Origin of the sequence: Claveliimonas bilis (genome assembly GCF_030296775.1) — a bacterium.
GTDB classification, from domain to species: Bacteria; Bacillota; Clostridia; order Lachnospirales; family Lachnospiraceae; genus Claveliimonas; species Claveliimonas bilis.
The window spans coordinates 1,214,157-1,228,059 of the sequence record NZ_AP027742.1 but is presented as its reverse complement, the minus strand read 5'-3'; the positions used below and the strand labels follow the sequence as shown (position 1 = coordinate 1,228,059).

The window sequence follows — 13,903 nt, the reverse complement described above, 5'->3', positions numbered from 1 at the left end:
CAGATCAGGCGAGAAATATGGAATGGATGATGAGGCTCCAAATCGGAATTGCTGCCACAGAAAGTACTGTCGTAAGCACAACACATTGGGTGGCAAATTCCTCATCTCCATGATATTTCAACGCCAGGATCGCAGTTGTCGTCCCTGCCGGCATGGCTGCCAAAGTAACGGAAACTCCTGCTACTACTGAATCCACCCCTGCCAGCAGACAGCCCAAAAGCACCACTGTAGGAATAAAAATCAGACGGATCACTGAATAGCCGGCGGTAATTTTTGTCACCATATGTCTCATATCTGTATCCATCAGGATTGTTCCGATCAATATCATTGTGACAGCTGTCGTACACCCGCCGATTTCTTCAATTCCCGTACTCAAAAATTCCGGAAGCTGAATCTGAGTCACCATCAGAACAATTCCAATCTCCACTGCTATGATACATGGATGGGTCAGTACCTTTTTTACCACCTCTTTTCGGCTCGGACTCTGGGTAAAATAGGATACTCCCGCTGACCACATAACGATACGCTGCGGAATCAGATAAACAGAGGCATATAAAAGGCCTAGCGATCCGTAAAGCCCTTCTGCCACAGGATTTCCCAGGAATCCAGCATTTGAGCACACCGTCGCATACTGCAGAACCATCCGTTTTCCCTTTGGCACTTTTCGGTACAGCACTCCACTGATCAAAGTACAGAAAATCTGGATCAAAACAGAAATTATGAAAATTTCCATCTCTGCAATCAAAACAGAACGGTCCATCGGTATACAAAAAGCTGTAATAATATTGCAGGGAAGAATCAGATTGATCACTAAATCTGTCAATACCGTCTTCCCTTCTTTTGTTATAATATTTTTCTTTCTTAAAATTACCCCTATTCCCATAAGAAGAAGCATCATCACCTGGAGATCAAACAAACCTTCTATCTTCATTTGTTATCATCCTTCTTTTCATAGACTGCCCGGTTGTTCTCCCCATCTTCTTCTACATGTACACCGCTAAAACTTTGAATGTACTGCTTAAACTGCGAAAACCCGTAATCCCGCACCTTAAAATCTCCAAAACGACTGCGGATGCGATTTCCCAGCACACTTAAAGATACCCCATGTTTCCCCGCATCTTTGATCTGCCTGCGGATAAACTCTTCGATCTGCTCCTTTCTGTTTCTGTCTTCATAAAGCGTCACCGTAATCTGGGAACCTGACTGTATCAGTTTCAGCTTTGGGAAAGACTCCAGAAATTTAGACAAAAGGCTGTAGCCATAGCGCCTCACATCGAAGTCCGGATACAGCTTGACAAGCCGGCTTCCCACCTCTCCCAGACCTGTCACTCTGTCGTCATTTTGATTTTCGGTGATGATCTTCACTACCGCTTCTTCAATCTGGCTTCTTGCTACAGCATCATTTTCACTCATGCTTCCTTCCAGCAAAAGCTCCAGAACAGTAAAGATATCACAGGCTTTTCTGAAAGGAGCAGGCGTCTTATTCTCTCCCATGCCGATCACCGTTTTTCCGCTCTCTCTGAGTCTGCTGGCAAGCTTGGTAAAATCACTGTCGCTGGATACCAGGCAGAAACCTTCCAGCTCACTTGTATAGAGCATATCCATAGCATCAATGATCATGGCAGAATCTGTCGAATTTTTACCATGAGTATAGCTGAACTGCTGGATCGGCGTAATGGAATTGTTAAGAAGTTCCTCTTTCCATCCTGCATTATTTGTGCTCGTCCAATCCCCATAGATTCTTTTATATGTCACATTTCCATACTTTGACAATTCGTCGAGAATTGGTTCTATATATTTTGCAGACACATTATCTGCATCAATCAAAAGTGCAAATCTGTCTTCCATTTTTTCCTCCGGTTTTCATTTTCCGCTTCTGCGAACATTACTTATGGAGTATTATATCATAATTTTTCTTATTCGTAATATTATAATTTTGCTTGTTATAAATTATGAAATGCTTGCCATCTGGTTTTAAATACTATATAATGTCCATGTTGAGGTGATAATCTTATGACAATTGACACAAAAGATATGCTGAACAGCATTTTACAGAGCATTTCAAGAATTGATTATGTAAAACCGGAAGAAATCCCCAATATAGAACTTTACATGGATCAGGTAACCACTTTTATGGAGAATCAGCTTGGATCTACACGGCGGTATAAAGAAGATAAAATTCTTACAAAGACCATGATCAATAATTACGCCAAAAACAATCTTCTTCCGCCTCCGGTAAAAAAGAAGTATTCAAAAGAACATGTCCTTGTCATGATCTTTATTTACTATTTTAAAAACATTCTTTCTATCAAGGATATTGAGTCACTTTTAAAACCTCTGACCGACAAATATTTCGGTAAAAATGATGGCTTTAACATTACATCCATCTATGAAGAGGTATGCAGTCTGGAAAAATCCAGGATTGATTCTCTTGCAAAGGATATCTCAAAGCTCTATTGCTCCTCCCAGGAAACTTTTCAGGACGCTCCTGCGGAAGACAGAGAGGCGCTGCAGCTTTTCTCTTTTATCTGCAGTCTGGCCTTTGATGTGTATGTAAAAAAACTGCTGATGGAAAAACTGATCGACCAGCTTCCGGATAATTCTTCGCGAAAAAAAGAAAAGTAACCGTTAAAAACAGCCGGACAGCTTTAATTCTGTCAGGCTGTTTTTATGATACACATGATGTACTTTATGCAATATTCCTTATTTTGCAGCTTCTTCCGCAAATTCTGTATTAACAAGCTTTTCATAAGGAGCACGATTACTTAATTCCCCTGCCTCTTCAAGAATATCCTGAAGAAGATCAAAACTCTCTTCTGAAAATACCAGATTTTCCGCCCAGGTATCCTGCTCATAGTATCTGGTTACGATTGTGGTAATTGTTTCCAGATCTGATTCTTCAAACTGCGGCTCAATCACAGCAGCAATCTCCTCCGGCGTATGATCCCGCACATAGTCCATTCCCTTTTGAAGCGCATTGGTAAATCCCTGGATCACTTCCGGATTTTCTTTGATATAACTTTCTTTGGCTGAAAAAGCCGTGTACGGTACATAGCCGCTGTCTGTTCCCAAAGAAGCCACAACATATCCTTTTCCTTCCTGTTCCAGACTGGTTGCTCCGGGTTCAAATTCAACAGTAAAATCTCCTTCTCCTCCGGAAAAAGCCGCTGCAGTGGAGCCAAAATCAATGCTCTGATCAATAGTAAGATCCTTCTGTGGATCGATGCCGTTTTGTTTCAGAATATACTCAAACACCATTTCCGGCATACCGCCCTTACGTCCGCCAAGGACAAGATGCCCTTTTAAATCTTCCCAGGAAAAGTCCTCCATCTCCTCACGTGCAACAAGAAAATTCCCGGCACGCTGTGTCAGCTGGGCAAAGTTCACTACAATATCATTTGCTCCCTCATTGTAGGTATAGATGGATGCCTCCGATCCCATAAAACCGATATCTGCCTCACCTGACAGTACGGCCGTCATTGTCTTGTCGGCGCCAAACGGGGTACTCATTTTAGGCTAAGACGCTCCAAAAAAACCGCGCATTTTCGGCATAGAAACTTTATTGTTTCTGGCGTTTTGCACAAAAAATTTCGTCACATTTCACAAAAGAAGAGATACAATATTTTCCTAAATATCCCCGGAGCTTTTGACGGCTCCAGGGGACTTTTTTATTTTCTCCTGAACTGAATCGCTTCAATCCTAAGCGCCTGACCTGTGGTTCCAAGTGTGGCGATTCCATCCGCTTCTGTCCAATCTGTCCAGCCGCTTCCCTGGATGTGTACCCGGAACTCGAAGTTCCCTTTGAATCGCAAGCACTCCAGCCGGTCTGCCTGGCCTACTGTACCAATGATAGTATCTTTGGTAATCACTCCATAGTGAACCCAGCCCTCGCCCTGGATATGAGCGGAACACTCGATCACCTCATCCAGCGGATCAAACTGCAGCGCTTCCAGCCGCTTGCCTTTTCCGGTCGTTCCAACGGTTTCCATGTCTCCGACATAGCCACCCCAGCCAGCACTCTGGACATGGCCCCTTACCAAGAGCATCGGCTTGTAGATCTGGAACGCCTCCATCTGCTTTCCTTTGCACCGGACTCCGGCCCACTCTCCTTGAGATACCCAAGCGCCCCAGCCGTAGGTCTTATTGTGCGCTCGATACCTAAGAATCTCTTCAGTAATGATCTTAAACGCTTCCATGCGCCTTTTCTGGCCGGTAGTCCCGACTACGATATTCTCCCGGACATTCTTATAAAGCTTATCCCCAATTCCTTTCAGGTGTACCATGATGTCCATGTAAGCCCCGGATTTTAAGCCGACCTTCATTGCTTCAATGCGCCGGTTCTGGTCGGTAGATCCGGCTATGTGTCCGTCACATCTGCTTTCCAGGAAGCCAAGTCCCCGGACATGTGCCTGGTAGGTTACATCTCCAGACTCGTTCTTTCGCTCCTGCATGGTTCCTCCGGAGCGGATATCACCGTCTGGATCGGAAGAGACGGCTCCTGCTGTTCCTGCATACTTATCCCATGCCGCACGGTCCCCATAGAACACATTCAAGTCAAGATTGCCATTCCATCCAGAAAGCCTTCCAGATGATGTGTACTGATAAAGGGCACAAGCTTTCCATTTTCCTGTTCCACCATAAAGTGGTGCATTCGGATTATACCCCATTGTCTCATAACCAGCATAATACCCCGCGTTCCACAATCCATAATCAGCATTCACTACGCTGGACCAGTCATAGGCATGTACTACACTATTACTCATATAAATGAGCGGCTTCACACCTGTAAGCTGGTAAATCCGATCCAGAAAAGCTTTCGCATAGGCTACTCCCCTATTCACTGCATTTGCTTCCCAATCCAGAACAAGGATTGCTTTCCCGACATAACCCTTTATATTTTTATAGAAGAAATCCGCTTCTGCTACTCCAGAGCTGCCGCCAGTGGCAAAGTGATACACTCCTACTTTTTTCCCCAGCTGTAAGGCTTTCTGAATCCACCCATCGCAATACCGGTCTACAAATCCGGTTCCTTCCGTCGCCTTGCAGATCACAAAGTCGCAAGGCACTTTTGCAAGATTAAGTCCTGCCTGGTGGTTGCTGATATCAATTCCATTCATGCTCATAAGATTTTCCTCCTAAAAAAGAGGACGCTGTCATGCGTCCCCCGAATGCTCGTCTTTATTCACTACTTTATCTGCTACCTCTAGCCCATTCACTAAAACTGCTGGCACGTTGTAACCTGCCTCCACAAAATTTTCTACAATGGAACGGATTTCATTAATTATCAAACTTGCAAGAACAAACCAGCCAAGCAGTGTCGTGATTCCCAGGTCAATTCCAATCGCCTTTCCGATTTCAATAAATACCGCGCTGGCTCCAAATGCTACCATAATCATCAACCAGTATCCCAGCTTCTTAAGCACGCCTTTCCACCCGGCCATAGAATTTTCTCTTCCAGCCATGCGGCTTTTCATCCATCCTGTAAGCCAATCTGCCACATTTAGAAACAAAAATGCCACAAACAAAAACCAGTGCTCTCCTAATATATAGGATAATACAGCAACAATGGTCCCTGTGATTGCGTTATACCCGTTTATAATGGGTTCTGCATAATTCATTTTCATTAACCTCGCTTCCTTTCTTTTTATTCCTCTGCAGCCGCCAGCATTTCATCCTGAATGCTCTGGACGAAGGTTCGGAACTCGTTCTCATCCTTCCGGCACTGCTGGATATTTTCCTTGTACACTTCCCCGTCTGTCACATAAGCTGAAATGTTCATGTTGAGGGGAGAATTGGAATTGATAACCGCATCAAATGCAGCGGCTTCCTTTTCTACATCCTCATTCCCTTCTTTAACGACGATCTTGCTTCTTCCTCTTAAAGTGATGGTTTTTTCTGTTGCTTCATACATTGTTTTTTCCTCCTTTTTGGTTTTGAGTGTAAAAATAGGTATAAAAAATAGACCTAAACTGGTCTTGCTCTTATTTCCATAGGTTTCTCCTTCTGTGTGACAAATAATTGTTTGTTTCAGAAATTGATAGCTGGTACTAAGGTAGTGAAAATGTCTGGGAAGACTTCATGCCCTATATTTACCAATGCTGAAATCAATAGTTTATTGGGCGTAACGAATAGTTCCAACGCAAATACAGCTGTTTTATTTAGTAACGGCGACGCCAATGCGACAGATGCACACTTTTCCAGTTCATACCAAAGCGGCACATGGTACGCTGTTTTTGATAGACAAGTGACAGCGACACACATTCGGGCAAACTATGTGATTGTAAAGTTTGCTTGATAGTTTATTCAAAAGGAAAAAACAATATTTTATTATACTGTTTGTTATTTGTAGAAATATTGGTTAAAATCATACCTTTTTGAACCAAGAGCACATCCGTTTGATTACTTGGTGCACCTGACGCACCCGTACAAGGATTTACAGTAATATAATTTTGTCTATTTGCGCCATATAGCCTACATTGGACATAATAATTCGCACGATAAGATGCCTCTACCTGTAAATATCCACTGCAAGAGAAGGTATATTCCGTTAAGTTTATTAGAGAAACAGCAGCCCCTATTTTATTTGAAAAACAATTATTTTTCGTAGCGATCTCGCCTTCGTGAGTGAATGCGCCGTCTTCTGTTACTCTAATATGCGGAGTGGATGAAGAACCGCTCTCACTAGGTCCTTTCACCCCTAAACGTATTGCACTGGATTTAAGATATGCTGCATTACTTCCGTCTACACTATTCGCTCCTATCTCCAACAATCCCGTGGAACCATTCCGTACATACACCCTTGTGCTGTCAATATAGATATTCCTTCCAACTGGATTTCCAATCGTGGCCGTGCTCGCATACACCGGCTCACTTGCCACTCTCCAGTTTGCACCGTCGTAAGTGAATACCACTGTAGCGCCAGCCGCCCAGTATGCATATCTAACGCCCTGGGTGTAGATTGCCTTAGCGCCGGTTCCCGCCACATTTAGAGTTGGGCTGGAAGCAGTATTGGCATAAGTGAATCGTACCGCTACTGTGACGCCTGCTTTCAATGTCAGCGTCCCAGCTGCCAGAGTAGCAACCTTGGCGATCGTGGAAGCTCCTGTTCCGCATGTAGCATACAGCATCTGTCCATCTGACCCTTTTGGTCCCGTTGGCCCCGTAGCACCTTGAGGTCCTTTTGGCCCGGTTGGTCCTTGAGGGCCTGTCGCTCCGGTATCTCCTTTTGGCCCTTGCGGTCCCGTGGCGCCGGTATTTCCTTTTTCTCCTTGATCGCCTTTCGGCCCCTGTGGACCTGTCGCACCAGTATTTCCTTTTTCTCCCTGTTCTCCTTTGGGACCTTGTGGTCCGGTGGCTCCTGTCTCGCCTTTCGGACCGGTCGGACCTGTTGCTCCAGTGTCTCCTTTAGCGCCCTGTGGTCCCGTTGCTCCATGTGTTCCAATGATATGAGGAGTGGTATTTACCACACTTCCATTTGTATATATAGTTTTTTCATAGTTCCAAAGATATTTCTTGGATGTCGTGGTACTCTGTGGCGTAGTGGTCCATCCGGAGGTTCCGGTAGTAACCCCACTTGACGCTGTGGAAGCTAAATAGTAATTTACTATGCTGCTGATCCCATTCCCGTCTTGTCCATCCTTCCCTGGCGTTCCTGTCGCTCCAGTGTTTCCATAGACGCCGATCACCCTCTTTGCACTTTCGTCAGTCGTTCCGTTGGAATATATGAACTTTTCGTAGTTCCACAGATACTTATTAGTCGGTGTCATGGTCGGAACGGAAGTACTCCAAGATGTAGGTGCTGTCGTATTGGAAGCAGACACAGCATAATACTCTGTGATAGACTTAATTCCTATCCCGTCTGTACCATCCTTTCCATCCGCGCCATCTTTTCCCGGTGCACCGTCTTTACCATCCTGTCCATCGGCTCCATCCTGTCCCGGATCACCTTTGATCTTTGTCCAGGCATACTTACTTGGATCCGTGCTGTCTGACTGGGTATAATCCGTATACTGTCCGATGTACAGCTTATTGGTGCTGTCCGATGTGGAAAAGCCACTGGAACCATCAGCACTGTTGGCATAGGCAATATGAAGATAAGGAGTCTTGCCATCTGCTCCCGGTTTCCCAGGCGTGCCCTGGCTTCCGTCTGCTCCTTTGATCTTGCTCCAGGCGTAATCACCCGGATCCTGGCTGTCCGTTTCGGTGAAGTCCACATACATTCCAACATATTCCCGGTTGCTGTCAGATACGGAGAAATCCGTCTGGCCGTCCGCGCTGTTGGCATAAGCGATATGGGTGTAGCTGGTCTTTCCGTCCTTCCCATCTTTTCCAGGGATTCCCTGATCGCCCTTCTCCCCCTGCAAACCTTGGAGTCCGCGCTCTCCCGGATCACCCTTCTCGCCTTTTTCGCCCTTCTCACCGTCTTTCCCATCAGTTACATTGCTGACAGTGACTTCATAAACTCCCCGCAAGATACCGCCGGCATCCTGGGCTTCAAACCGGTAAACCGCTTTTCCTTCAATGCCCGCTGCCTGGACCGTGATGGACTTGCTCATCTCCTGCAGCACGCCATCCTTTTTCCAAGTGATCGTCATGGAATCGGTAAGATCCGTTCCGGCATCCATCACAGAGGCGGTTAAGGTGGTCTGTCCTTCCCCATTCTTAAAGACAGTGCCATTGTCAGTAATAATAGAGCAGGTATAAGTCTTGTTTGCATCCACCAATGCCTGCACTCTGGAAAGCAGCTCCGGATCGATCTGGCTCTGCAGTTCCCGGAAGTTGCTGAAGGTGGTCTTGTTTTTGGTCGGATCTGTGAAGCTCCGGATCTGCTCTGATACCCTAGCTTCCAGGTAAAGAGTCGGATTATACTCATCATCTTCAATGTCTACCGTGTCCCCGATGTTGGTATCAAAATATCCTTTTACCTCGTAACTGACTTGCGGAACACAGATCTTCTTTAGCTCGGCCAAGGCTTGCCCGTAGAGCATATTGACGTTGTCCGTATCATACTCATAGATTTTGGCAATGTACCGATCGTTTTCCTTCCCCATCAGATTAGAAGGGAACCTGTCACGGGCTTGGACAGCTTTAATATTTCGGTCCCCGGAAAGACTCTGATACTCCACGTTGCCGTCTGCGTCATACTCGGTCTTGTTGAGTGAGGTAATAGTCAAGCCGTCTTTCCCGAAGGGCCGAATCGCTGTATAGAGCTCTGTGATATCGGAAGTCTTGGTAATCCCTTCCACATCTACTCCATAACGGAGAGTGATATCTGTTCTCCTAGTTCCCATACCCTGATTTTCATCGTCGTGTTCCTTATAGACATTCATGGTAATCTGCTTCAATGAATAGTCATCATTCAGTTCTGCTACGAACTCCACTTCTGCAGAAAAGGTATTAGCAAGGGAGTAAATCCGCGCCAGAATAGTATCTGTGCCAGTCCATTCTGTCTTAATCTTCTTATCTGATACCTCGTTAATGCCAATCTTGACAGTCTGCTCATAATCGATAACAGCCATGTACTGTACAAAACTCATAGCCGAGGCAGCACTGTACTTTTCTTTCTCCTCATTGAGAAGCTCAAACAAAAGCCCATAAGCTTCCACCATGACCTCATACTCATCCTGTTCCACATGCATGATATTAAGGTAATATTCTTTTTCCCTATAAAGAAAAGCCAGCTTATTCCCTTCCACAAGGTACTGTGCATCTTCATGATCGGCGCTGGCGGTAAAGGTGAATGTGTATGCGCTACCCTGCAGGTACTCATGGAGTTCGTCATCATAATAGTGGAGGGATTCCGGCGCTTCGTTGTCCAGGAATCCCTCCACTGTGTCGTGCGTGTTGAGTACCGCGATTCTTACATTTTCTATCATCTATAAAAACGCCTCCCTTATCCTCGCTTCCGCTGTCGGTGGTGGATCCGAAAAATCCGAATAGTAAAACTGTACCTTTGTCTCACCCGGAGGAACTTTGAAATATTTACTCCCCTTCACTTCGTCCTGCTGGCTGGGAATGCCGTCTACATAGACCTTACCAGCCTCGCCATCAACATAGACCACGCTGTCCTCCGGGTACCGGTTCGGGATATCTTTAAGATACTCCACATTATCTTTCTGGAAGTAGAGATATCCAAAGTACATGTGTGTGACAAGGTTCCCTTTTCCACGGTTGCTGTACTGGATCTCTGAAACAGATACCGAATAAGCTTCCTTATCTTTCAGCGAGGAATCACTGTAAGAATACTTTTTCCCATTAAAATGGAACTCGAACCTTTCCCCGGTTTTGACTATCTTAATGACACCGCCCTTGGCTGTGTAGGACCAATAGCCTGGTTCATACTTCACGCGCCCTTTCTCTACACTTCCCACCTGGAACACCGCTGAACAGATGTTGCTATTGGTGGAGCTCTTAACGATGTGCATGGACGCAAGCTGCTTACCAACGCTATCTCCAATCACGACTTCAATCGCCCCGGTCTGTGGAACTTTTCCCGTCTCAAACCACATGGTATATTGACAGGTAAAATTCTTCGCTCCTGTCACTCCGCTGGAATCGGCCGGCAGATCTTTCTTCGCTATCGCCCCATGCCAGGAAGAGCCGGTTCCTACACTATTCAGGGCAAGCCACTGACGTCCGTTTAGGGATACACTCCCAAAAGTACCATCTCTGCCATAATTTTGATTCTTGTCAAAGATACCTTCGCCGACTGTGAAGACGGACAGGAACTCATCTGCACTATCACACCGGAACAGGACTTCTGATTTCTGTGCTGGAACTGCATCGACTTCATCAATCTTACCCAACTGGATGGCCCCGTATTCGGATACAATGCCAAGGAAGCCATTCTCATGGTTTTGGGTGATGTTATAGCTGACCGGGACTTCCTCGGTACCATTGTTGATGATCGTCGCTTCCAGGATGCCGTCCGCATTCTCGGCGGCGGTAAAACTCTTTTCAGCGGCAGAATGCGCCACGCCGTCAGGAATGATCCAAGTGATCGTTCCCTCGCCGTAATATGACACCTCTTCCATATTCAGTGTTCCACTGGGAATTGCATAATACATTTTTTCAGGTGTGCAACTAAATACAAGCGGCTTGGGGCTTTCTACATTTAAAATCTTTTCCAGCATATCATAACTGGTTTCGATATCCCCTTCGATGCTAAAAGGCATTTCTATAGACTTGCTTTTATAAGTCGTATACTGAAATCCCGACCCTTTCGTCTTCCCTGAATTTTCCAATACCTGGGGCTGCCAATCAGCACCCATTCTCGGGGTAAAGCCTTTCAGCACATGAATATATTGATTCAATTCCACGTCATTATATTTCACTGATAGACTCATTAACGTTCTCCTTTCAGCATTTTTTTCAGCTTGTTGTTTTTATCTATTTCCTGCTGCATGGGAACCGCTGTGGTTTTCGCCATACGTCTGCTGTCCACATCAAAATATGCCTCCAGCGGCCGGTTTGCATATCTTGCGAATCTCTTTGAAACATCGATAAGATCCTGAATATCTTTAGACATTCTCGAATCAAAATAAGCGTTTCCTGCATAAGCCACATTTCTTCCTGAAATAAAAGGCTCTGCTTTCATCGTCGCATTATTCCTTTGCAGATATCCCAATGCATTTTGGATTCCTCTGTCCATCTCTTTCACAGGAATATTTTTCTGAAAGCCCTGTCCCATTCCAAGTGCCATCATCTTTCCTACCTGATCACGGAACACAGTGGACGGTGAATGGATTCCAAGCTTGCTCTTTACCCAATCCAGCGCATTCGTTGCCGCACTTACAGCTGCATCCACCAAGGCTCCTGCTGCACTTGCAATACCGGAAGCAATTCCTTGAATAATATTTAAGCCCACAGATCCCCAATCTACACTTGTAAAAGCATTCTTGATTTGGGAAATAATCTGTGGGATTTTACCAAGCAGCTGGGGAACTGCCCGAATGACACCCACGGCCAGCTGCGTAATAATCTGTATACCAGCAGTGACAATTTTCGGCAGATTCGAGATAATTGCCGATGCCAAATTTCCGATGATAGTAGGGGCTGCATTAATCAGCTGTGGCAGTGCATTCATCAATCCCTGCACCAATCCTGTAAGCAGGTTCAGCCCCGCACTCACCAGCTGCCCTGCATTGGCTATCAGAGCTGATACCAGAGTAAGTATCATCTGCAATGCTGTCGGAATCAAAAGTGGGAGCTGTGAAGCTATCCCAGACACCAGCCCTGACACAATGGATATTCCGCCTGCAACAAGGGCGGGGATATTGGCCGTAATCGCCATCATCAGGCTGTTCAGTAAAGTCGTGCCCTGTGCGATCAGGTTTGGCAGTGCAGAAGTAATCCCGGTGCAAAAATTTGTAATGACTTCCGGGCCTTTGGACTGCACCATGAAAATAAGCTGCGATATTTCTGATCCAAACGTATTATACAGAAGTCCTAAGCCTGCTACTGCTGCCCCTGCAATTGCCGCAAAGCCAAAAGAACTGATAAATAATGAAGCAAATGGCTTCATAGCACTAAGGATTCCTGCTACACCTGTTTTTGCTTGTGCCGCTCCGCCTTTCATGCTTGCGCCCATTAATTTAGCAGCATCATTATCTTTTATAGACAAGCCCATCTGCATCATTCCGGTTTTCACTTCATCCAAAGCCGGAACCACTGACTTTGCACTTTTTCCTAAACTGGAAAAAGTCCCCGGAAGTTTCTTGATTCCAGATAACAGCCCGCCTGTGATCTGCTGGATTCCTTGCGAAGCCGTCACTACCGTGCCAATACCATTCGCAAACAACATCAGAGCCGGAACCGATGCGCCTATCGTCAAGGCCATCTTCCCCAAATCTGATAATTCACTTGCCGACATGCCCTGCAGTTTTTCAGCCAGCGCACCTATCGCATCTGTCATCCCCTGCACTGCCGGGACTGCATTTCCAAGTTCCTCAAGGAATCCCTGAAATCCCCCAGATTCAAAAGCATCATTCAAGCTGCCAAGCATCTCATTAACAGCAGGCAGGATATCTTCTCCAAGTACTCCGGATATTCCTGACGTAAGGCTTCCAAGAAGCTGCATTGCGTTGTCTTTCAAAGTAGACAACTGCCCGGTAACTGTCTTGGACTGCTTTTCCATTGACTGATAGTATTTTCCTCCTGCACTGGTGGCTCGTTCCATCGATGCGGTAATTTCATCAACGGATATCGTGCCTTTGGAAATCCTGTCATATAGGGATCCCATGCTCTCTCCAGTCGTCTCGCTGATCTCCTGTAGCGGGTTAAATCCAGCCTCAATCATCTGTTTAATATCTTCCAGCTGAACCTTACCTGCAGAACTCATCTGACCATATGCCATCGCAATACGGTTCATTTTATCCGCATTTCCCTGGGAAATGTCGCCCAGCATCATCATTTTATCAATTGCATCATCTGCAGTCAGACCATAATTCATTAAAAGCTGGGTGGTATCCGCAAGCCCTGTCATTTCAAACGGCGTTTCCGCTCCAATTTTTGTCAGCTCCTTGACAATTTGCGCTGCCTTTTCCGCGCTTCCAGTCATTACCTCAAAGCTTGTCTGATACTGCTCGATGCTGGCATTATATTTCACACCTGCCACAGCGCCCGCTCCAAGAGCTGCAGTCACACCGGCCAGTGCCTTCCCTACAGTTGCAATACCGGATTTTGCAAGACCGTTTAATTTACTGATCCCCTGATTAAATCCACTCTCATCAATTCTTGTGTCAAAATTCAAATGTCCGTCTGCGGCCACACTAATCACCATCCTTTTGATTAGCACGGCTCACAGGCTCACATGTGCATTATATTTTAATCTCTATCTCTTTCCCGCATTGCTTACAGACCATATATATTCCCGAACTTTTGGCAATGTCTGAATATATCAATA

The 13,903-nt window shown here is 45.7% G+C and carries 9 protein-coding genes and 1 pseudogene; 1 reads left to right on the top strand and 9 read right to left on the bottom strand.

The window, feature by feature from the left end:
* Positions 1–4: 4 nt before the first annotated feature.
* Complete coding sequence (locus R2J37_RS06010) at positions 5–931, bottom strand: AEC family transporter (RefSeq protein ID WP_316266622.1); 927 nt, start codon at positions 929–931, stop codon at positions 5–7.
* Positions 928–1,848 (bottom strand): NYN domain-containing protein, encoded by a 921-nt coding sequence (locus R2J37_RS06005; protein ID WP_230106623.1) that lies wholly within the window; start codon positions 1,846–1,848, stop codon positions 928–930. Before R2J37_RS06005 ends, R2J37_RS06010 begins: the two co-directional genes overlap by 4 nt.
* Positions 1,849–2,013: 165 nt before the next feature.
* On the opposite strand from R2J37_RS06005, the gene R2J37_RS06000 reads away from it, so the two are divergent.
* The gene (locus tag R2J37_RS06000) at positions 2,014–2,625 is read left to right on the top strand and encodes a DUF1836 domain-containing protein (protein ID WP_230106624.1); all 612 of its coding nucleotides are present in this window, start codon (positions 2,014–2,016) and stop codon (positions 2,623–2,625) included.
* 78 nt (positions 2,626–2,703) lie between these two features.
* On the opposite strand, the pseudogene R2J37_RS05995 reads toward R2J37_RS06000, so the two are convergent.
* The 7 genes and pseudogenes from R2J37_RS05995 to R2J37_RS05965 all read right to left on the bottom strand — a co-directional run.
* Positions 2,704–3,504 (bottom strand): annotated as a pseudogene (locus R2J37_RS05995) (ABC transporter substrate-binding protein); the annotation flags it as partial.
* Between the two features lie 164 nt (positions 3,505–3,668).
* On the bottom strand, positions 3,669–5,123 hold the full coding sequence (locus R2J37_RS05990; protein WP_316266620.1) for a GH25 family lysozyme: 1,455 nt from the start codon (positions 5,121–5,123) through the stop codon (positions 3,669–3,671).
* Positions 5,124–5,153: 30 nt separating this feature from the next.
* Positions 5,154–5,624 (bottom strand): phage holin family protein, encoded by a 471-nt coding sequence (locus R2J37_RS05985; RefSeq protein WP_230106626.1) that lies wholly within the window; start codon positions 5,622–5,624, stop codon positions 5,154–5,156.
* 20 nt (positions 5,625–5,644) lie between these two features.
* Positions 5,645–5,911 carry a hypothetical protein gene (locus R2J37_RS05980; protein WP_316266618.1) on the bottom strand — a complete coding sequence of 89 codons (267 nt, stop codon included), beginning with the start codon at positions 5,909–5,911 and terminating at the stop codon, positions 5,645–5,647.
* Positions 5,912–6,299: 388 nt separating this feature from the next.
* A complete protein-coding gene (locus R2J37_RS05975) occupies positions 6,300–9,875 on the bottom strand; it encodes a phage tail spike protein (protein WP_316266617.1) in 3,576 nt (1,191 codons plus the stop codon).
* On the bottom strand, positions 9,876–11,345 hold the full coding sequence (locus R2J37_RS05970) for a distal tail protein Dit (protein ID WP_316266615.1): 1,470 nt from the start codon (positions 11,343–11,345) through the stop codon (positions 9,876–9,878).
* Positions 11,345–13,768, bottom strand: a complete 2,424-nt coding sequence (locus R2J37_RS05965) for a tape measure protein (protein WP_316266614.1) — start codon at positions 13,766–13,768, stop codon at positions 11,345–11,347. The genes R2J37_RS05970 and R2J37_RS05965 overlap by 1 nt, the downstream gene beginning before the upstream one ends.
* Positions 13,769–13,903 lie beyond the last annotated feature (135 nt).